This is a genomic window from [Roseibacterium] beibuensis (genome assembly GCF_039542305.1).
Lineage (GTDB): Bacteria > Pseudomonadota > Alphaproteobacteria > Rhodobacterales > Rhodobacteraceae > Roseibacterium > Roseibacterium beibuensis.
On sequence record NZ_BAABHW010000002.1, the window covers coordinates 908,014 to 928,177 of the forward strand.

At 67.7% G+C, this 20,164-nt stretch carries 22 protein-coding genes; 13 read left to right on the forward strand and 9 right to left on the reverse strand.

All coding sequences use genetic code 11. The annotated features are described in order from the left end of the window. Positions 1-6: 6 nt before the first annotated feature. The 3 genes from flgK to ABD923_RS11220 are packed head-to-tail and all read left to right on the forward strand — an operon-like array spanning position 7 to position 3,578. Positions 7-1,470, forward strand: a complete 1,464-nt coding sequence (flgK, locus tag ABD923_RS11210; protein ID WP_259553908.1) for a flagellar hook-associated protein FlgK — start codon at positions 7-9, stop codon at positions 1,468-1,470. Next, entirely contained in the window at positions 1,467-2,474 is a 1,008-nt protein-coding gene (locus tag ABD923_RS11215; protein ID WP_259553907.1) for a flagellin, read from the forward strand. Before flgK ends, ABD923_RS11215 begins: the two co-directional genes overlap by 4 nt. After that, complete coding sequence (locus tag ABD923_RS11220) at positions 2,475-3,578, forward strand: flagellar basal body P-ring protein FlgI (RefSeq protein WP_259553906.1); 1,104 nt, start codon at positions 2,475-2,477, stop codon at positions 3,576-3,578. Between the two features lie 114 nt (positions 3,579-3,692). Here ABD923_RS11220 and ABD923_RS11225 read toward each other — a convergent pair whose 3' ends face one another. Genes ABD923_RS11225 through fliF form a run of 5 tightly spaced genes read right to left on the reverse strand, consistent with a single transcriptional unit; the run spans position 3,693 to position 7,566 of the window. Further along, on the reverse strand, positions 3,693-4,181 hold the full coding sequence (locus ABD923_RS11225) for a hypothetical protein (RefSeq protein WP_259553905.1): 489 nt from the start codon (positions 4,179-4,181) through the stop codon (positions 3,693-3,695). A gap of 20 nt (positions 4,182-4,201) precedes the next feature. Continuing rightward, a complete protein-coding gene (gene fliP, locus ABD923_RS11230) occupies positions 4,202-4,942 on the reverse strand; it encodes a flagellar type III secretion system pore protein FliP (RefSeq protein WP_259553904.1) in 741 nt (246 codons plus the stop codon). Then, positions 4,929-5,219 carry a FliM/FliN family flagellar motor C-terminal domain-containing protein gene (locus ABD923_RS11235; RefSeq protein ID WP_259553903.1) on the reverse strand — a complete coding sequence of 97 codons (291 nt, stop codon included), beginning with the start codon at positions 5,217-5,219 and terminating at the stop codon, positions 4,929-4,931. Before ABD923_RS11235 ends, fliP begins: the two co-directional genes overlap by 14 nt. Further along, positions 5,219-5,875, reverse strand: a complete 657-nt coding sequence (locus ABD923_RS11240) for a flagellar biosynthesis protein (RefSeq protein ID WP_259553902.1) — start codon at positions 5,873-5,875, stop codon at positions 5,219-5,221. Before ABD923_RS11240 ends, ABD923_RS11235 begins: the two co-directional genes overlap by 1 nt. Further along, complete coding sequence (gene fliF, locus ABD923_RS11245; protein WP_259553901.1) at positions 5,872-7,566, reverse strand: flagellar basal-body MS-ring/collar protein FliF; 1,695 nt, start codon at positions 7,564-7,566, stop codon at positions 5,872-5,874. Before fliF ends, ABD923_RS11240 begins: the two co-directional genes overlap by 4 nt. A gap of 110 nt (positions 7,567-7,676) precedes the next feature. Between fliF and ABD923_RS11250 the strand changes: the two genes are divergently transcribed. From ABD923_RS11250 to ABD923_RS11295, 10 genes are all read left to right on the forward strand, one after another. After that, a complete protein-coding gene (locus ABD923_RS11250; protein WP_310796444.1) occupies positions 7,677-8,219 on the forward strand; it encodes a flagellar basal body-associated FliL family protein in 543 nt (180 codons plus the stop codon). After that, the gene (locus ABD923_RS11255) at positions 8,220-8,759 is read left to right on the forward strand and encodes a DUF6468 domain-containing protein (protein WP_259553900.1); all 540 of its coding nucleotides are present in this window, start codon (positions 8,220-8,222) and stop codon (positions 8,757-8,759) included. A 3-nt stretch (positions 8,760-8,762) separates the two neighbouring features. Continuing rightward, the gene (locus ABD923_RS11260) at positions 8,763-9,392 is read left to right on the forward strand and encodes a MotE family protein (RefSeq protein WP_259553899.1); all 630 of its coding nucleotides are present in this window, start codon (positions 8,763-8,765) and stop codon (positions 9,390-9,392) included. Between the two features lie 44 nt (positions 9,393-9,436). Then, a complete protein-coding gene (gene motA / locus ABD923_RS11265) occupies positions 9,437-10,306 on the forward strand; it encodes a flagellar motor stator protein MotA (RefSeq protein WP_259553898.1) in 870 nt (289 codons plus the stop codon). Continuing rightward, positions 10,303-12,510 carry a hypothetical protein gene (locus ABD923_RS11270; protein ID WP_259553896.1) on the forward strand — a complete coding sequence of 736 codons (2,208 nt, stop codon included), beginning with the start codon at positions 10,303-10,305 and terminating at the stop codon, positions 12,508-12,510. The genes motA and ABD923_RS11270 overlap by 4 nt, the downstream gene beginning before the upstream one ends. A 165-nt stretch (positions 12,511-12,675) precedes the next feature. Beyond that, positions 12,676-13,296: a lysozyme family protein gene (locus ABD923_RS11275; protein WP_345229472.1), complete on the forward strand. Its 621-nt coding sequence runs from the start codon at positions 12,676-12,678 to the stop codon at positions 13,294-13,296. Continuing rightward, positions 13,293-15,371 carry a flagellar biosynthesis protein FlhA gene (gene flhA / locus ABD923_RS11280; RefSeq protein WP_259553894.1) on the forward strand — a complete coding sequence of 693 codons (2,079 nt, stop codon included), beginning with the start codon at positions 13,293-13,295 and terminating at the stop codon, positions 15,369-15,371. Before ABD923_RS11275 ends, flhA begins: the two co-directional genes overlap by 4 nt. After that, positions 15,368-16,138 (forward strand): flagellar biosynthetic protein FliR, encoded by a 771-nt coding sequence (locus ABD923_RS11285; RefSeq protein WP_259553893.1) that lies wholly within the window; start codon positions 15,368-15,370, stop codon positions 16,136-16,138. The genes flhA and ABD923_RS11285 overlap by 4 nt, the downstream gene beginning before the upstream one ends. Continuing rightward, positions 16,138-17,223, forward strand: coding sequence for an EscU/YscU/HrcU family type III secretion system export apparatus switch protein (locus ABD923_RS11290; protein ID WP_259553892.1), 1,086 nt, complete (start codon positions 16,138-16,140; stop codon positions 17,221-17,223). The genes ABD923_RS11285 and ABD923_RS11290 overlap by 1 nt, the downstream gene beginning before the upstream one ends. Next, the gene (locus tag ABD923_RS11295; protein ID WP_259553891.1) at positions 17,223-17,609 is read left to right on the forward strand and encodes a hypothetical protein; all 387 of its coding nucleotides are present in this window, start codon (positions 17,223-17,225) and stop codon (positions 17,607-17,609) included. The genes ABD923_RS11290 and ABD923_RS11295 overlap by 1 nt, the downstream gene beginning before the upstream one ends. Before the next feature lie 42 nt (positions 17,610-17,651). On the opposite strand, the gene ABD923_RS11300 is transcribed toward ABD923_RS11295, so the two are convergent. From ABD923_RS11300 to flgG, 4 genes are read right to left on the reverse strand one after another with little or no spacing between them, the layout of a single operon-like run. Beyond that, positions 17,652-18,206, reverse strand: a complete 555-nt coding sequence (locus ABD923_RS11300; RefSeq protein ID WP_259553890.1) for a flagellar basal body-associated FliL family protein — start codon at positions 18,204-18,206, stop codon at positions 17,652-17,654. A 9-nt stretch (positions 18,207-18,215) separates the two neighbouring features. Next, the gene (gene flgH / locus ABD923_RS11305) at positions 18,216-18,944 is read right to left on the reverse strand and encodes a flagellar basal body L-ring protein FlgH (protein WP_259553889.1); all 729 of its coding nucleotides are present in this window, start codon (positions 18,942-18,944) and stop codon (positions 18,216-18,218) included. Next, entirely contained in the window at positions 18,941-19,360 is a 420-nt protein-coding gene (flgA, locus tag ABD923_RS11310; protein WP_259553888.1) for a flagellar basal body P-ring formation chaperone FlgA, read from the reverse strand. Before flgA ends, flgH begins: the two co-directional genes overlap by 4 nt. Further along, positions 19,360-20,145 carry a flagellar basal-body rod protein FlgG gene (flgG, locus tag ABD923_RS11315; RefSeq protein ID WP_259553887.1) on the reverse strand — a complete coding sequence of 262 codons (786 nt, stop codon included), beginning with the start codon at positions 20,143-20,145 and terminating at the stop codon, positions 19,360-19,362. The genes flgA and flgG overlap by 1 nt, the downstream gene beginning before the upstream one ends. Positions 20,146-20,164 lie beyond the last annotated feature (19 nt).

Here is a 20,164-nt window from a genome sequence, read left to right on the forward strand (position 1 = left end):
CCGCCGATGAGCATCTCCTCCACCCTGTCCAACGCGCTCTCCGGCCTGACCGTGGCCGGGCGCTCGGCGGATGTCGTGTCGTCCAACATCGCCAACGCGATGACCGAAGGCTACGGCGTGCGCCGGCTGGAGATCGCTTCGCGCGTGACCGGAAACGCGGGCTCCGGCGCGCAGATCGGCGGCATCCTGCGGACCGAGGACATGGTTCTTCTCGGCCAGCGGCGACTGGCCGATGCCGAACTCTCCGCACTGGGCACCGAGGCCGGGTTCATGACCCGCCTCGAAACCCTGATCGGCACGCCGGACCAGTCCGGCAGCCTCTCTGCCCGGCTGGCCGATTTCGAGGCCACCCTGACCGCCGCCGCCAACAGCCCGCACAGCCAGGCGCACCTGTCCGCCGCCGTCGAAGCCGCCGCTGCCCTGGCCGGCCAGATCAACACCATATCCGACGGCATCCAGGCCGAGCGTCTGCAAGCCGATACGGCCATCGCGCGAGCGGTCGACACGATCAACGGCGCGCTCGGACAGATCGCCGACCTCAACACCCGCATCCGCGCCGCGCAGGACGGCGGGGGCGAGGCCGCCTCCCTGATCGACGCCCAGAACGCGCTGGTCGAAGAGATCGCCCCATTCATCCCCCTTCAGGCCCGCCGCGACAGCAGCGGGGCGCTCTACCTCTACAGCCAGGATGGCGAGGCGCTGGTCGATGGGCAGGCCGCGCAGCTGGGGTTCACCCCGGTCGCGGTCATGGCCCCGGACATGACCCGCGCCGATGGCACCCTCTCGGGCCTCACGATCAACGGGCGAAACCTGCGCCTCGACGGCACGCCCCCCGCCCTTGCCGGCGGCGAACTGGCGGCGCTTTTCGCGGTCCGGGATGCGTGGGGCACCGATGCTCAGGCCCGGATCGATGCGGTCGCGCGCGACCTCGCCGAACGGCTGCAGGCCCCCGGTCTCGACACGACGCTCCCCAGCGGCGCCGCGGGCCTGTTCACCGATGCCGGCGCCCCGGTCACCGCCGCGGCCGAGATCGGCCTTGCCGGCCGCTTGCGCCTGAACGCCGCCGTGGACCCCGACCAGGGCGGCGTGGTCTGGCGCCTGCGCGACGGTCTGGGCGCCGCGACCGAGGGCGCGATCGGCAATGCGACTTTCCTGACCGCGCAACTCGATGCCCTGTCCGAGCTTCGCCCGACCGCGTCAGGCGGCTTCTCGGGCGCGGCGCGCTCCCTCTCGGGGCTCGTGTCCGACCACCTGTCCCTTGCCGGTTTGGCCCGCCAGACCGCCGAGACGAATGAAAGCCACGCCAGCGCCCGGCAATCTGCCCTGAAACAGGCGGAACTGGCCGCCGGTGTCGATACCGATGCCGAGATGCAGCGCCTGTTGCAGATCGAACAGGTCTTCGCCGCCAATGCCCGCGTGGTCCAGACCGCCGAGGCGATGCTCGACGAATTGATGAGGATCGGCGCATGAGCCTGACCACCCTTGGCGATGCCGCCGGATACCACCTGTTTCGCCGCGACAGCGCGGGGTTGAAGGCCGATCTGCAACGGCTGACGACCGAACTGTCGACCGGGCGCGTGTCGGATCTGGGCCAGGCCACCGGCGGCGATTTCTCGGCCCTCTCCGACGTCATGCACCGCTTGCGCCTGACCGAAACCTTCGCCACCGGCATCGCCGAGGCGGCGCTTGCCGCGCAGGGTCGCCAGACCGCGCTAGAGCGCCTCTCGGCGGAGATCGAGGGGCTGGGGCCCGGTCTGCTCGCCGTCAGCAACTCGGGCGCGGCGAGCGAGTTGCAGTTGCGGCTTGCCGATGCGCCCGACCGGTTCGAGATGGCGGTGTCCAGCCTGAATACCCGCGTTGCCGGTCAGAGCCTGTTTTCAGGCGACCGCCCGGATCAACCCGCGCTGCGGCCCGCCGATGACATCCTCGACGCGCTCCGCCCCATCGCCGATGCGGCCCCCGACGCGGCCACCCTGATCGCCGAGATCGACGCGTGGTTCAGCGACACGGGCGGCGGCTATGACAGTTTCGCCTGGCAGGGCGGGGGCGGCGACCCGCCCCCCGTCCTCTTGGAGGAAGGCCAGTCGGTCGAGGCCGGGGTGACCGCGCGCGAAGACGCCATTCGCACGACCCTGGCCGGTCTCGCCCTCGCCGCGCTGACCGCCGAGGGCCATGGCCCGGCGGATGAAACCTCGCGCCGCGAGCTGACCCAGGCTGCGGCCGGGCGTCTGGAACTGGGCGAGACCGGGTTGATCCAATTGCGCGCCAATCTCGGCACGGCCGAGGCGCAGCTCGACGCCGCCCGCGTCCGGACCGAGGCGACCCGCAGCAGCCTCGAGTTGGAACAGGGCCGGATCACCGCAGCCGATCCCTACAGCACCGCCTCGGAGATCGAGGAATTGAGCCAGCGGCTGGAAAGCCTCTACCTCGTCACCGCGCGCCTCTCGCGCCTGTCCCTGTCGGAGTACCTGTAGATGACCCGCCTCCTGCTTGCCCTGAGCCTGATCTGTGCCTGCGCCAGCGCGGCGCTGGCGACCCCGATCCGCATCAAGGACCTGGTCGAGTTCGACGGTGTGCGCGGCAATGACCTTGTGGGCTACGGGCTGGTTGTGGGGCTGAACGGAACCGGCGACGGCATCCGAAACGCGCCCTTTACCGAGGAAATCATGGTCAACATCCTCGAACGCCTGGGCGTGAACGTGACCGGCGAACAATTCCGGCCGCAAAATGTCGCCGCGGTGATCGTGACGGCGGTCCTGCCGCCCTTTGCCCGGCAGGGCAGCCAGATCGACGTGACCGTGTCGGCCATCGGCGATGCCGACAGCCTGCTTGGCGGCACGCTGGTCATGACGCCCCTGACCGCCGCGGATGGCGACATCTACGCCGTGTCACAGGGCGCGGTGATCGCGGGCGGCGCTTCGGTCGAGGGGGACGCGGCGAGCGTGGTGCAGGGCGTTCCAACCGCTGGCGTCATCCCCAACGGTGCCCGGATCGAACGCGAGATCGAGTTCGAATTCGCCTCTCTCGCCGAAGTGCGCCTCGCCCTTCACAGCCCGGATTTCACCACCGCCGCCCGCATCGAGGCGGCGATCAACCACGAATTCGGACGTGGCGTTGCGGCGATGCTGGATGCGGGGACGGTGCTGCTCGATATCGGCGCGACACGCGCACCCTCGCCCGCCCATGCCCTGACGCGGGTCGAAAACATCCTGGTGCAACCCGAAACCCGCGCCCGCGTCGTGGTGGATCAGCGCTCGGGCACCATCGTCATGGGCGAAGACGTGCGGATCAGCCGGGTCGCCGTGGCGCAGGGCAACCTGACCCTGCGGATCGAGGAACGGCCTGTCGCCGTCCAACCGAACCCGTTCGCCGAGGGCGAGACGGTCATCCTGCCCCGCACCGGCGCGGCGATCGAGGAAGACGCGGGGACGGGCCTTGCCGAAATACGTGGCGGCACGTCGCTGTCCGAAGTGGTGGCGGGGCTGAATGCCCTCGGGGTCTCGCCGCGCGAGATGATCGACATCCTGTCGAGCATCGACGCGGCCGGCGCTTTGCATGCGGAGTTCATCGTCCGCTGAGGATCGCGGTGCGGGGTCCCAAGGCGAAGGGCCGCGCCGGAGCCGCTTCATTCCGGTCCTAGCCGTCGTTCCGAAATTTCTTGAAGGCCCGGCGACGACCCGATGAGGGGCGGCTCACAGGTCGCGCAATCGGCGCACGGCGGCGCGCGCGACATGGCCGGGCAGGCTCCGCAAGGTGTTCACGCGCGTGGCGCGATCCTGCTGGCGCAGGACATGCGCGATCACCGCCGGGTGCTCATCACGAAGACGATTGACATCCAGTGAAGTGGCGATGCGGGCGTCCAGACCGGAATTTGCCTGCATCGGCGCGCGGAGCTGTGCGGGGGTAGGCGGCATTGGGTTGGGCTTGGTGATGGGGGTCACAAGCGGGACCTCCCGGCGCGGCAACTCGCGGTCCGGTGCGGCCTCGAGGCGCGCGCGCAGCCGTTGCAACAGCCGGTTCTGATGCCAGGCCAGGCGGTCGGGGTCGACATCGGGCTGCGGCCCGGCCTCTCCCAGCCCCGTGGCCCGCAATCGTGCCAGACCATCGGGTCCGAGGAGCGCGGCCAGCGCGCTGAGTTTCTCGTCTCTTGTCGTGCGTTGGGTCGGGGCGGGATCGGCCATAGAGGTCGCCTTTTCTCAGGTCAGAAGTAGCTGCGAACGAGCGCGCCGGTGATCAGCGTCCAGCCGTCGGCCACGACGAAGAAGGCCAGTTTGAACGGCATGGACACGATGGCGGGCGGCACCATCATCATCCCCATCGACATCAGGATCGCCGCCGCGACCAGATCGATGACGAGGAAGGGCAAGAAGATCAGGAACCCGATCTGGAAGGCGCGTTCGACCTCGCTGAGCATGAAGGCCGGGATCAGGATCGACGCCTCGGGGGCGGAGCCTTCGGCCGCGGCCAGATCGACCTCGCGCAGCTCGGCAAGGCTGGCCAATGTGCCCATGTCGACCCGGTTCAGCATGAAGCCGCGAAAGGGCGCGTAAGCAGCGGACAAGGCCTCTTCGGGGGGCATGTCACCGGCGATGAGGGGTGCGATCCCCACCTGGTAGGCCTCTTGGAAGACAGGGGCCATGACGAAATAGGTCAGGAAGAGCGCCAGGCTGACGATCAGCATGTTGGGCGGCGATTGCTGCAGCCCCAGCGCCTGCCGGAGGATCGACAGGACCGTGACCACGAAAGGAAAGCAGGTGACCATCACCGCCAGCCCGGGTGCGAGGCTGAGCACCGTGATCAGCGCGATCAGTTGCAAGGCGCGGGCCGTCAACTCCCCGCCCTCGCCGAGGGTCAGGGTCACCTCTTGCGCCACCGCGCCGCCCGGCAAAAGGACCACGCCAAGCGCCAGAAGCGCTGGAAACAGCCGATCACTCCGGCGCATCGCCGCGATCCGGCAGGCCGGTGATGCGGACGGCCAGTTGCCCGGCGCGATCCCCGTCGAGCTCGACCAGGTCACCCTCGGCGATGAGCTTGTCCCCGACATAGAGCCCCACCTTGTCCTCGATCCGGCTGTCGAGAGGCAGGACGGTGTCCGGCGCCATCGACATCATATCCCCCAGCCGCGGGCGCGCGCGCCCGACGCAGACGCGGATCTCGATGGGAAGCCCGTGCAGGGCCTTGGCGCGCGTGGCGGCGATCGGGTCGAAGGCGGTGGTCATCAGGCGGCTCCTTTCTGGGATTCAATGTCGGGCAACGGCTCCGCGACCGGGGCATGCCGGGTCAGCCCGTCCGTGAAATCGCGAATCGCCTCGGCCATCTGCTGCGCCGCCCCGGACAGATCGACATCGCGCCGCTCGGTGCCGAACCGGACCGAGACCTGCCCCTCGGCATAGGCAGGCTCGGGCCGCAGCCGGATTCGGAGGTCGGGGATTTGTGCGGCAAGATTTTCCAGCCGGGGCACCGCCACGGGCGCGGCGACCAGGTCCACCGAGGCGGCGCTGGCCTCCTGCGCGATGCGCAGCAGTTCGTCGCGCACGACGGGGGCGACAGCCTCGGCCACCAGCTCGGGCAAGAGGCGCGACAGCACCGCGTCGAAGAGGGGACCGAGCGCAGAAAGCACATCGGCGCGGACCGACTCGTAGCTGGCGGAGAGGTCCCGCAGGTTGGTGGCCAGGTCCGCCGCGATGCGGCCGCGTTCTTCGGTTTCTGCGGCAAGGCAATCGTCCCAGCCGCTGCGGTAGCCCTGTTCGAAAACCGCCAGCCGGTCTTCCTCGGAGGCCGCACCCTCGGGCGTCGTGGGCTCCTGCGTCGGGGCAACGGGCTGGGCCGCACCGTCTACCTCATCGAAATCCGGTAAGGACAAGGCGCGCGTCATGGACGGACCTCCTCTTCATCCTCTTCCATCCAGCTGCGCAGGATCTCGACGGTTTCCTCTTCGCGCTCCTCGATCAGGCGGCGCAGGCGTTCGACGGGATCGAGGGGAAGCGGGTCTGCCCCGGGCGCCGCCAGGTTCGGAGCGGCCGGCAACAGGCCCGCCGCCGACAAACCCCCGGCCTGTCCGGGGTTGGACTGCGCCGCCCCGCCCGCGGGATCGGGCGGGGCAGCAAGCTGGGGCTGATCGGTCCGCTGGGCGGGGGCCGGAACGCCAAGCGGCGCGCCGGCCATCTCGGCCATGCCGGCACCGGCAAGGGCAGGTGCGGCAGACGGCTCCTCCTCCGCTGTGCGCGCGCGCAGGAGGGGGCGCAGAAGACCAAAGGCGATGGCCAGGGCGACCACCCCCAGAACGATGGCTTGCAGGACACGCCCAAGATCGAGGCTGACCCGGTCGGTAAAGCTGGCGGTCTCCAGCCCGGTCAACGCCGAGGCGTCGAAAGCCATCGAATCGATGGTCACGCTGTCGCCGCGCGCCGCGTCATAGCCCACGGCCGAGCGCACCAGGGCCTCCAGCGCGGCGAGTTCCTCGGGCGTGCGTGGCACAAGGCGCTCAACCCCGTCGGCCCCGATCTCGGGCACGCCGTTCAGCAGCACGGCGACCGAGATGCGGCGGATCGCGCCGGGCCCGCGTTCCACCTCGCGCTGGGTTTCCGACAGGTCGTAACTCACCCGCTCGCGGGTTTCGGTGGATTGCGCCGAGGATCCGTCGCCTTCGGCGGCATCGCCATCGGGCAGGTTCGACGCGACGGTGACATCGCCACCGGCCCCGCCGCCGTCGCGGGTGGCGTTTTCGCGTTCCTCGGTTTCCGTGGCGATGACGACGCGGCTGTCAGGGTCGATCAAGCGTTCGAGGATCGTCTCGCGCGCCGTGTCCAACTCGACCGAGACCTGCACCACCGCGTTCCCCGGTCCGACCCGTGCGGCCAGCAGGCGTTCGATGTTCAGGCGCAGGGCATCTGCGCGACCGGCGGCATCGGCGGCGGGCGTCACCTGGTCCTGCCCGCCGAGGACCTGGCCCGAATCGGCGTCGATCACGGTGACATTCTCGGGGCTGAGACCCGGAACGGAGGACGCCACGAGATAGCGCAACGCTTGCGCATGACCGGGCGCGAGGCCGCCCGCGGCGGGGCGAATCGCGACCGAGGCCGTGACGTCCTGCACGGGTTGGAACGGGTCGGCAGAGGGGTTGGCGATATGCACCCGCGCCGCGCGAATCCGCGGGCTGGCAAGGATCGTGCGGGCCAGTTCACCTTCCTTCGCGCGCCAATAGGCGGCGTCGAACATCTGCGACGTGGTGCCGAACCCCGACAGGGAATCGAGCAACTCATAGCCCTGCGGGCCGTTCGCGGGCAGCCCCTCGCCGGCCAGGGCCATGCGCAGGGCATCGCGCTGGCCCGCCTCCACCTCGATCGTGTCGCCGCTGATGCGATAGGGGACGCCGCGCGCCTCCAATGCCTCCACGACCTCGCCTGCCGCGGCGGGATCGAGGCCCGAGTAGAGCAAAGCGTAAGACGGCGCGCTGACAAGGCGGACAAGGATCAGGACCACGACCAGAAGGGCCGCCGCCCCGCCAATCAGAAAGGCGCGCCTGCGGGTGTCGAGCGCATCCCAAAAACCGGTCAGCGTGTTCATCACGTTCCGTATCCCTCCACGACCATTCTGGCCCGTTCGAGGGAGGTGATACCTCGGCGGCGATTAACAAACCGTTAGGGCTGAGGCGGTATCACGGGAAAGAACGTAACGTGATCACCGGAATCGACATGGCGCAGGATGACGACAGCCAAAGCCCAAAGAAGAAACGCGGACTCCTCCTGCCCCTGCTGCTTGGGCTGGTGCTGGCCGGTGCGGCGGGCGGGGGCGGGTTCTGGGCCGTGACCAGCGGTCCGTTCGGGCCCGATTCGGCCACGGAGGAGGACGGGGGTACTCACGCCTCGGAGGCTGGTGGCGATCATGGCGAAAGTGGGCATCAAGAGGCTGTGCCCGTCGACGTCGCCTTCGTGCCCCTCGATACGGTGGTGATCACGCTGGGGTCCGAGATCAGCGGCGCCGATCTGATCTTCACCGCCGAGTTGGAGGTCGCCCCCGAACACGAGGCCGAGGTCGCCCATCTCAGCCCGCGCGTTCTGGACGTTCTGAACAGCTACCTGCGGGTCATCGACCTGTCGGAACTGACCGACCCGACCAGCCTTGCCCGCATCCGCGCGCAGCTTTTGCGGCGCATCCAGGTCGTCACCGGCGCAGGCCGGGTCAGCGACCTTCTCGTGACTCAATTCGTGGTGAACTGAATGATGCTCCTTGTGACCTATGCTGCCGACATCCTGCTGTTTTTCTCCAGTTTCGGCGCGGCGTTCTACTGCATGATCCTGTCGCGGCGGCTGTCGCGCCTGACCAGTTTCGACCAGGGCATCGGTGGCGCCATCGCGGTGCTGTCCACGCAGGTGGACGAGATGAAATCGGCCCTGACCGAGGCCAAGGCCGGGTCCGACGGCGCGGGGCGGCAGTTGAACGATCTCGTGCGGCAGGCACGGGAAATCTCGGGCGAATTGGAACTGATGATCGCCGCCTGTCACGATTTCGCCGAACAGGCGATCGAGGTGCAGGGCGCATCCGGCGCGCAGGCCCGCCCTGACGCTGCGGCAGGTCAAATACAAGCGGCCGGTCCCGCGCCTGAGCGCGCCGCTGACCACGGGCGTGGGACGGAATCGGGGACCGAGGTCGCCATGCCGGTCTTCGGAACGCGCCGCGCCGCCCCTGACCTTTCCGACATCGCGTCGCAGGCGGCGACCCCGCTGTTTCGCCATCGCGGCCAAGCTGCGGAGGGGTGACGGATGGCCCGCCGCACAGTGCGAAAATCGAAAACACCGCATCCGCGACGGATGCGCCGCGGATGGTTGCTTTTCGCCCTCGGGCTGAGCTTTGCCGCGTCCGGTGTCCTGCGCCTTGGCGCACTGGATTGGGCGCAAGCCTCGGAGCCCGCGGGCCATGCAACCGCCGCCCCCTTCCTGCCTGAGACGGGACGACTCCGGAGCGCGCTGGACGAAGTGGCCGCGCTGCGCGCCCAACTGGTCGCACGCGAGGCCGACCTGGAGGAACGCGAGGCGGCCCTCATGGCGGCGCAAACTCTTATAGAAGATCGACTCGTTGCATTGGAACAGGCCGAGGCAAGGCTGGCGCGGTTGGTCTCGGTCTCGGATACGGCGGCTGAAACCGACATCGACCAGTTGACGCGGGTCTATGAAACCATGGCCCCGGAAGAGGCAGCGCGGCTTTTCGAACGGATGGAGCCCAGCTTTGCCGCCGGCTTCCTGTCGCGCATGGCCCTGGCGACCAGCGCCGCACTCCTGGCGGAACTGGACCCCGACGTCGCCTACGCGATCTCGGTCGTGCTGGCGACCCGCAATGCCACGGCCCCCGTCCGCTCCGATCCGGAGATCAGCCCGCCGGATACGGAAAATTAACCCATGTCCGCGATCACGAAACCAAAGCGTCTGGAGGGGCCGGCATGATCGGAATGATCGGGATCGTCGTTATCTTCGTCATGGTCTTCGGGGGCTATATCGCCGCCGGGGGCAAGATCGGGATCATCCTCAAATCCCTGCCCTACGAGATGACGATGATCCTTGGCGCCGCGGTCGGGGCGTTTCTGATCTCGAACGACATGAGCGCGGTGAAGCATACGTTCGGCGCCATCGGAAAGGTCTTCAAGGGCCCCAGGTGGAAGCCCGAGGATTACCGCGACCTGCTGTGCCTGCTGTTCGAACTGATCCGTCTTGGCCGGCAGAACGCCGTCACGCTGGAGGAGCATATCGAGAACCCGGACGGCTCCGACATTTTCGGGCGGTATCCGAGGATCCAGGCGGATCACGAGGCGGTGGAGTTGATCTGCGACACGCTGCGCTCGGCCTCGATGAACTACAACGATCCGCACCAGGTCGAAGAGGTGCTGGACAAGCGGCTGGACCAGAACCTCAGCCACGCCGAACATTCCGCCCATGCGCTGCAGACCGTTGCCGATGGTCTGCCCGCGCTGGGGATCGTGGCCGCCGTTCTGGGCGTCATCAAGACGATGGCCTCGATCGACCAGCCGCCCGAGATCCTTGGCGGGCTGATCGGCGGGGCTCTTGTCGGGACGTTCCTGGGCGTCTTTCTGGCCTATGGCTTCGTCGGCCCTTTTGCCGCGAAGGTGAAGATGGTCGTGGAAGAGGACCACCAGTTCTACCTTCTGATCCGCGAGGTCCTGATCGCCAACCTCCACAATCACGCGACGAATATCTGTATCGAGGTCGGCCGGCAGAACACGCCGCATCACATGCGCCCGGATTTCAACGCGTTGGAAGAGGCCTTGCGGGGGCTGAAACAGGGGGCGGCATGATGATGCCCCGCCCCCTCGCCCCGATCGCACACCGGACGGTCCTTGCCTTGACGTCGATCTTCGTCGGCGCAACCGGCCTTTGCGCTCAGACACTCGCGGTTCAATCCGGCGAGCATGACGGATTTTCCCGGCTGGTCGTGGATATCGGCCCCGACCGGGACTGGGCGTTGACGGGCGACGGGCGTGACTATGCCCTGACAGTGACACCGGCACCCGAGGGGTTCGATACGAGCGCCGTCTTCGACCTGATCCAGCGCGATCGGCTGGCCGAGATTGACGCCGGCACCTCGCTGACCCTTTCGCTGGCCTGCCCCTGCGACGTCGAGGCGTTTCGCTTTCGCGACCGCTACGTCGTGATCGACATCGCCGATCCGCCGGACGAGCCCAGGCCTGCCCTGACCCGGCCCGCCACCGCCGGGGTGTTGCCGGACCTCGCGGCTCTCCTGGCCGAGGATGTCGATCTTGATCTCGCCCCGGACATGCCCGAAGCCGCCCCGACCCGTCCCGACATCCCGCACGGGGTGGACAACATAGACCTCGAAGAGGCCGCGCAGATCATGGCCGCGCAACTGGCCCGCGCCGCGGCTGCGGGGTTGCTCGATGCCAGCCTCGGGCGCCCCTTGGCGGATGCCGACCCTGTCGCTTCGGGCCCAAGTGCCTCCCCGGAAGACCGCGATGTGCCCGCACTCGTGGAGGACGCGGATCGGGACATGGCCCTCGTGTCACCAACCGCAGAGGCCGCAACGGAAAGGCGCGGGGCCGACGCCCCGGGACGCGATGGCGACCTGGAGGAGGACGGCCCCGCAGAGATGCCGCCCCTGCGAGCAGAAACCGCCTTCGACACCGACCGGCGCCCCGCTCCGAGCCCCGCGTCGCAGCGCCCGCCACTGTCATGCGACGGCCTTACCTATGAGATCCGGGATTGGGCCGATGGCGCGGGTCCGGCCCAGGGGTTGGGGCCCCTGCGCCTCGGGCTGTTCGATGAGCGCGACAGGTTGGTGCCAGAAGGGGCCATCGCGCTCGCCCGCCACTACCTTTTTTACGGGTTCGGGGCCGAAGCCGCGTTCTGGCTTCGACAGTTGGACACCCCGCCCGAGGACCTCCTGATCATCGCGGCCATGGTCGATGGTGCCGACAGTCCGCGTTTCCCGGTCGAAGCCGACCCGATGGCCTGCAGTGGAAGCGAGTTGTTCTGGCGATATCTCGACGGGCGCATCGGACCGCGCCTGTCGGAGGCCCAGGTCGGCCTCGTCCAAAGGTCCCATGCCGCTTTGCCGGTTGTGCTGCGCGATCACCTCGCGCCGCGCCTGGCGCGGCGGCTTCAGAGCGACGGCCATGACAGCGCGGCCAGAAACGTGGCCGATGCCATCGTGCGGGGCGGTCGCCTGCCACAAGACGCGGTTGCGCGCCTCGATCTCGATCTTGGGGTGGAACCGGACTCCGCACAGATGCGCATGATCCTGGACCAAGCGTTGGAGGCTGACGGGGCCACGCCCGCTGAAACCATGTCCCACGCCCTTGCCCTGGCCCGCCGAACCGGCACGCCCACGGATCAGACGCGCCTGGTCGCCGCCGAGGCCTTGCTGCGCGAGACGCCTGCCGGTGAAACGTCAGATGCGCTGTGGCGCGAAGTCGTCCTCGCCCACGCAGCGACGGGCAACCTCGATGAATGCGTCGAGATGCTCCTCGACGCGGAGGGGCGGTCGGACGAAGTGCGAGGCGAGGCGATCCTCCACCTGATCGCTTCTCGGCTCGACGCACAGGACACCGCCGCGCTGGCCGCCGTGGCGCATCTTTTTGGCAGCACGTGGAACGTTGAGGGGTCGGAGGCCGGGCGCGTGCGCATGGCGGCCATTTCGCATCTGCGCGATGCAGGTCTTTTCCAAGCCGCCGAGGCGCTGCGGGGCGGGCAGCGGAGCCTGATCCTCCCCGCCGGTCCCGCGCCCGAACGCTCTGACGATGACCTGCTGTCCGAGGCCTGGTCGACCCGTGACTGGCCGACACTGGCCGAAATCACCGACGGCCCACAGCGCCAGCTTGCCAACCGTATGATGCATCTCTTGCCCGACGACCCAGGGTCCATGGATGCCGAGGAAGAACGCCGCGATGCAGAAACAGACCTGCAGGACCTGTCAATTCTTATAGAAGATAGTGACGCCCTGAGGCAGCTTGTATCGGTTTTGTTGCGACCGGGAGGTGATTGAATGGTCAAGCTACAGCAAAACGCTGCCCGGTCGCTTTTCAATCGGGCCCTCATCAAACGGCTTGCCCATGTTTGCGCGCTTTGCATGCTGGCTTGGGCTTTGCCCGTGACGGGCCCCACACTGGCCGAACCCAGCGCGTTTGCTGAAACGCGCCACGGCCCAGCGATGGATCTCTGCGACCGGGCGGCACGCGCCGCCGCCGATGAAACAGGGGTTCCTCTCGACATCTTGCGCAGCATTGCCCTCCTTGAAACGGGGCGGACCATCGAGGGCCGCTTCATTAGCTGGCCCTGGACACTCAATGCCGGCGGCGAGGGGATGTGGTTCGACACGCGCGCCGCAGCGCTGCACGAATTGCAGCGCCGGTTGGCTTCGGGTCGGCGCAATGTCGATATCGGATGTTTCCAGTTGAACCACCGCTGGCATGCCGCCCGGTTCGAGTCGGCGGCCGCGATGATCGACCCTGTCGGAAATGCGCGCTACGCGGCGCGGTTCCTTCTGGATCTGCGAACGGAGCTAGGTGACTGGGACGCGGCGATTGCCGCATATCATTCGCGCACCCCCCGGCATGGGCAAAGGTACATCGCCCGGTTCCACGAGATAGCCGCGGACCTCCCCGAACTGGCGCCAGACACGCGGCCGGCGGCTCGGCCCGAGGGGCCCACAACACCCTTCGACCATGTCCGACGCCAACCTCTTGTGACTCTCGGGCGCGGCAGTTTGGCGTCGGCTCAGCCCCTTTTCGCCAGGGCATCGGCCCTTCCGCTATTCGGGGGGCAACCATGAAACGGGCCGCGACCCTCTTCCAGCCAACGATCCTGTTTGCGTTGGCGCTGATGGCGATCATCGTCATGATGATCCTGCCCGTGCCCAGCTTCATCCTCGATATCGGGCTCGCCGCGTCCTTTGGTCTTGCGATCCTGATCTTCACGGTGACCCTGTTCATCGAGCGTCCGCTCGATTTCTCGTCCTTCCCGACAGTGCTGCTGGCCTCTCTCATGCTGCGGCTATCCCTGAACGTGTCGTCCACCAAGCTGATCATCGGTCAGGGTCACACCGGCACGGGGGCGGCTGGTGGCGTGATCGAAGGCTTCGCGATGTTCGTGATCGGCGGCTCGGTCGTCATGGGGCTCGTCATCTTTTGCGTCCTGCTGATCGTGAATTTCATCGTCATCAACAAGGGCGCGGCCCGCATGGCCGAGGTTGGCGCGCGCTTCGCGCTCGATGGCATGCCGGGAAAACAGCTGGCCATCGATAGCGACATGGCGGCCGGCGCAATCGACCATGCCGAGGCCAAGCGGCGTCGCGAGACCGAGCAGGCGGAAACGACCTTTTTCGGCTCGCTCGACGGGGCGTCGAAATTCGTGAAGGGCGACGCGATCGCGGGATTGCTGATCACGCTCCTGAACCTGGTTGTCGGCCTGATCATCGGCACGGCCATTCACGACATGCCCCTGGCCCAGGCGTTCGAGACCTATTCGATCCTGACGGTCGGCGACGGGCTGGTCAGCCAGATCCCCGCCGTGATCATCGCCATTGCCTCGGCGCTGCTTTTGGCACGGGGTGGGGCATCCGGCTCCACCGATACGGCCCTGATCCAACAATTGGGCAATCACCCCTCCGCATTGGCCACGGTCGGTGTCCTGATGGCGATCTTCGCGATGGTGCCAGGCCTGCCGTTTCTGCCCTTCCTGCTGGGCGCCGCGGCGCTAGGAGCCGCGGCTTGGGTCCGCCACAAGGCGCTTTTGGCCGAGGCCCAACAGCCCGCGCCCGAGGCAGAGGCCCCGGCCAAGGCCGAGGAAAAGATCGGCGACCTGCTGGACCTCGACGATATCCACGTGGAATTCGCCCCGGATCTCGTGGCCCTTGCCCTTGACCCGGCCACCGGTCTCGATGCCAGGATCCGCAACATGCGCGAGCACGTCGCGCGCGCCTTCGGCCTGATCCTGCCCGAGATCCGTCTGACCGATCGCGGCGACATGCCCAGTGGCAGCTACGCGATCCGGCTGCTCGGGGTGGAGCATGCCACGGCCCGCCTGCAGCCCTCCCGGGTGCTGGCCCTGGTCGGGGATGCCCATACAGACCTGCCGCCGGGCGACGACGTGGAGGAACCTGTCTACGGCGCCCCGGCCCGCTGGATCGCCGCCCAGGATCGCGAGGCGGCCGCCCTCAAGGGCGTCACCGTGGTGGAGGCCTCCGAAGTGCTGGCCACGCATCTTCTGGAAGTCCTGAAGCGAAACCTCGACCGATTGCTCACCTTCAAGACGCTGCAACGCCAGCTTGACGCGTTCGTCACCCTGTCCGACGGCGCCCGGTCCGAGGAAAATCGGCGGCTTCTGGACGAGATGATCCCCGACAAGGTGCCGCTTGGCCTGCTTCATTCGGTGCTGCGCCTGCTGCTGGCCGAGCAGGTCTCGATCCGCAACCTGCCGCTGATCCTCGAAGCGGTGGCCGAGGCGCGCGGGGGATCGGCGCCGCCCGAAGTGATTTGTGAACACGTCCGGCAAAGGCTCGGGTTCCAACTGGTGGCCGAGATGAAACGCGCGGACGGCACCCTGCCGCTGATCCAGCTCTCGAACGATTGGGAAGAGGTGTTCCTGCGCCACCAGATCGGGGGCGAAACCGGCTTGCCCGAAATTGCCCTGCCGCCGGACCAGTTCAATGCGCTGGCCAGATCGGTGGCCGAGAAGGTCTCTCAGGCCGGCGAAAAGGGCAGCTACCCGGCGGTCGTCACATCGGCCCTGCGCCGCCGCTTCCTGCGCACGGTGCTGAACGCGCGCGGCATCCCGAACCCCGTCTTCTCTTTCGAGGAAATCGGGCTGGAAGCGAAACCCGCGCTGGTCGGGTTGGCGGCCCCATGACCGATTTGCTGGCGCATCTTCTGGGGATGTCGCAGCTGTGGCTGATGGCCGGGCTGTCGGTCTTTCTCAGGGTCGGGGCCGCCTTCCTGGTTCTGCCGGGGCTGGGGGACCAGATGGTGCCCATGCGCGTGCGTCTGGGCGCGGCGCTGGCGATGAGCGTATTCCTGACGCCGATGCTGGTGACCGAGATCGGCGGCAGCCCTGCCCTCCCCCCCGTCCAGACCTTTGTCAGCGAGGCGGGCGCGGGGTTGCTCCTCGGCCTCGCGCTGCGCCTGACGGTGCATGCGCTGCAGATCGCCGGCAGCATCGCGGCGCAGTCCACCTCGCTCAGCCAGATCATGGGCGGCGCCTCGCCCGATCCGCAACCTGCCATGGGGGCGATCCTGACCCTGGCCGGGGTCACGTTCGCCGTGATCTCGGGCCTGCACGTCCACCTCGTCGAAGCGTTCCTGAGATCCTACACGCTGCTTCCCTTTGGCGATCTACCGGGCCCGCGGGACGTCGGCGCCTGGGGCGTCGCGCAGGTCGCCGACAGCTTTTCACTGGCCTTTTCGCTGGCGGCGCCGTTCCTGATCGCGTCCCTGCTCTACAACGTGGCGCTCGGCGTCATCAACAAGGCCATGCCGCAGTTGATGGTCGCTTTCGTGGGGGCACCGGCGATCACCTGGGGCGGGCTCGTCCTTTTGCTGGTCACGACCCCCTTCATCCTGCCCATCTGGCTATCAGCCTTTGAAGCTGCGCTCGTGTCGCCGATCGGGGGGCCGTGATGTCCGAAGACGAGTCGCCACGCGACAAACCGCATGACCCGACGCCGCGGAAACTCGAAGAGGCGCGAAAGAAGGGCGAAATCGTCCGGTCGGCCGACCTCAACACGGCGGTCACCTATTTCGGCTTTCTCCTGTCCGGGGCCCTGCTGGCCCCTTGGGTGGTGCAGTCGCTGGGGCGGCTCATGCAGGAAAGTCTCGGGCGGGCCGATCCCTTGTCGGCCCTGATCCTCGCCCCGGGCGGGTCAACCGCAGCGGCTGGCGCGGTGTTCGATAGCCTCCTAAGCGCAGGCGTCGTGATCCTGGTGCCCGCACTGCTGCTGCTTGTGGCCCTGATCGCGCAACGGGGTCTTTTGTTCAGTCCGTCCAAGCTGTCGCCGAAACTCTCGCGGATTTCGCCGCTGTCAAATGCACGAAACAAGTTCGGCGCGCAGGGGCTGTTTCAATTCGCGAAATCCGCCGTGAAGCTGGCGGTCGTATCCAGTCTTCTCGCGCTCTATCTCTGGGCGCGGGCCGAGGCGATCCTTGCCGCGATCTACGCGTCGCCCGGGCAGATCCTTGTGCAACTGGGCGGTCTGGTCCTCGATTTCCTGATCGTCGTGACCGGCATGGCGGTCGTCATCGGCGGGATCGACTGGATGTGGGAATACGCGCAGCACCAGGCCAAGAACCGGATGTCCCGGCAGGAAGTGATGGACGAGGTCAAAAGCGCCGAGGGCGATCCGACCATGAAACAGGCCCGGCGGCAAAGGGGCCAGGCGCTCGCCACGAACCAGATGCTGGCGGAGGTGCCCAAGGCTGACGTGGTGATCGTGAACCCGACCCATTACGCGGTCGCCTTGAAATGGGAGCGGCCCAAGGGCGGTGTGCCGGTCTGTGTCGCGAAGGGGGTGGATGAAATCGCGGCGCGCATCCGCGAGAAAGCGGCCGAGGCGGGCGTGCCGATCCATTCCGACCCGCCGACGGCGCGCACCCTGTTCGCCAGCGTCGAGATCGGCGATCCGATCGCGCCGGACCAGTATCGCGCCGTCGCCGCCGCCATTCGCTTCGCCGACCTCATGCGGCGCAAAGCCGGTCGGAGGCCCTGATGAGCAAGGTCGATACCCGGCTTGGACACCTGAAGACGCTGGCCGACATGCTATCGCAGGCGGCCTTGCGCCCCGTGGCCGAGGTGCGTGCTCGGCGCGATGCCGTCAAGGCGCGCATCGACCAGATCGCGGCGCACCGGCGGGCGCTCCTCAGCGTGGGGACCGACCCGATCCTGGCAGCGCAGATGCTGGCCCAGGCCGCGCACCTGCGACGGCTGCAGATGTCGGAAACCGAGGCGCTTGCCCGTGCCGAGGCTGATCTGGGCCGCGCCCGCGAGGCGGCGAGGCGGGCCTACGGGCGGGAGCAGATCCTTGCAGAGATCGAGAAACAACAGATCGACGAGAGACGCCGCGCCCTGGAACGGAAACGGTGCCGCGGGATCTGAGAGCGGAAAAATTTTTGCGGTGCGCGAAATGCGCGGTTGCCGTCACGCATCCTGTCGCGTGATATCCACGATCAGGACATCGTAAACGCTATCGCCCAGGACCTGGGCTGCCGCTTCTCGCAGGCCGATGCGCAGCGGCGCCATGGCCGCAGCCTCGGTGAAACTCCCGTCGAACCCGCCTGCATTCGCATGGGCGAACATCACCTGCAGGAACGAGTCGCGCAAGCGCGGCTCGTGCTGGAACACCAGGTCGTTGTCGCCGGTCGGCACCTCGAGCGTCAGGGCCATCACCACGAGCGACCGCACCATGCCGTGGCGGATGATTGGAACGATGAACTGGTTGTTCAGCCGGACATATTCCGTATCGGCCCCGGCGGGGGTGACGCGGATGATGCTGGTGCCATGACCCGCCGCGCCATGACCGTCGTCTTCGCCCTCGGCATGATCGTCGCCATCGCCGCGCGCTTCGGTTTCTGCAGACCCGTGATCCTCGGCTGCCGGATCCGGGGAGGATGACGCCCCAAGGGTCAGACCTGCGCCCACCCCTCCGGCAAGACCAAGCAGGACAAGGAGCAACGGAAGAACAAGGCGCATCATCTGTGACCCTCAGAAAGGCAGGAGAATATCGGTGATCTGCTGTCCGTAGCGCGGCTGCTGCACGTCGCTGATCTGACCGCGCCCGCCATAGGAGATGCGCGCCGCCGCGATCCGGTCATAGGCGATCTCGTTCTGGCGCGAGATATCCTCGGGCCGGACATAGCCCGAGACCAGCAACTCGCGCAGCTCGTGGTTGACCCGCACCTCCTGCGTGCCTTCGATCCGCAGCACGCCGTTTTGCAGAACATCCGTGACGGTCGCCGCGATCCGCAGCTGGAGCTCCTCGTTGCGACGCACGGCACCGTCGCCAGCGTAGCGGCTGCTCGACCCGGTATCGACGGCGCCGGACATCGAGGCCCCGTCAGGCAATTCGCGATCCGCCAGTTCCGGCAGACCGAACAGGCCCGAAATCCCCATCTGTTCGGATCCCGCGCGTCCGCGTTCGGAACTGTTCGAAATTTCGGCGCTTTCGTCGATCTCGATCACGACGGTAAGGATGTCGCCCCGCGCCCCCGCGCGCCGATCCCCGAGCAACGAGCGACGCCCTGCCGTCCAAAGCGACGCGCCCTCGTGGCGGGCGGCGGCGACGCGATCCTCGGGCAGGGGGGCCACGCTCATGGCAAACACCTCGTTGCCGGCGGTCGGCGTGTTGAAATCGGGGACCTGGCCCACTTCGGACAGGCGACCGCAACTGACCAAGGCAAGCGACAAGCAGAAAAACAGGAGGAATCGGGTCATGGCATCTGTCCAACGATGGCGAGGCCGGGCGCGGAGGCCACGGCAGTTACGGTATTGCGCGACGAGAGGTTCAAGGCGCGGAACGCCTCGCCTTCGGCCGCACGGTCGAGGGCCCGCCCCTCGGTCACGATCAACAGGCCACCGGAGTCGAACCGCAGCGTGATGACCTCGTTGCGTTCGATGATGGCGGGTGGGTGCACGTCCCCCCGGCGGACCGGCCGCCCGGGATAGAGGTTGACGCGCGCCTCCATCCCGATGGCCTGGTCCACCGCCCAAAGGGCGCCGGGCGTGTCGCCCTCGACCAGGACCACGTCCTCGGGGCCGATCAGCTGCTGGCCACGGATCGTGGTGGAGGCGACCACGGTGTCGCCGACGGCGGGCTGCGCGAGAAGCATCAGGAAAAGAACCCAGCGCATCACCGCACCTGCGTCGTTGCGCCGAGCATCTGGTCGGCGGCGGTGATGACCTTGGCATTCAACTCGTAGCCGCGCTGCGCCTCGATCAGTTCGGTGATCTCGCGCACGGCATCGACCGAGGAGGTTTCGACATAGCCATGGCGCAGCGTGCCAAGACCGTCCTCGCCCGGTTGCGCCTGGAGCGGCGGGCCCGAGGCGGCGGTTTCGAGAAACAGGTTCGATCCCATCGCCTCGAGCCCCTGGTCATTGGAAAACCCGACTAGCGTGAACTGGCCCAGAAGGTCCGGTTCGACCTGGCCCGCGAAATAGGCGTAGACTTCGCCATCGGCGTTGATGGCGATCTGGCGGGCGTCGTCGGGGATGGTGATGCCGGGGCTCACCTCGTAGCCGTCGGCCGTCACGATCAGCCCGTCGCCCGTGCGCCGGAGCGCGCCGTCGCGCGTGTAGCCCGATGCGCCCGAGGGCAGCGTCACCTCAAGATAGCCGCGCCCCTCGATCGCGATATCCAGATCGCCCCCGGTTTGCGCGAGCGCCCCCTGCGAGAAGGTTACGGTGACGGCGGCGGGCCGCACGCCAAGGCCCAGTTGCACCCCGGCGGGCACGACCGTGCCATCGGCGGCGTTGATCGCGCCCGCGCGTGTCATCTGCTGGTAATGCAGGTCGGCGAAATCGGCGCGGCGCGGGCTGTAGCCCGTGGTGGACATGTTGGCGAGGTTGTTCGAGATCACCTCGACCCGCATTTGTTGCGCGCTCATCCCCGTGGCGGCGATATCAAGTGCTCTCATCGGATCGACTCCTTTCTGG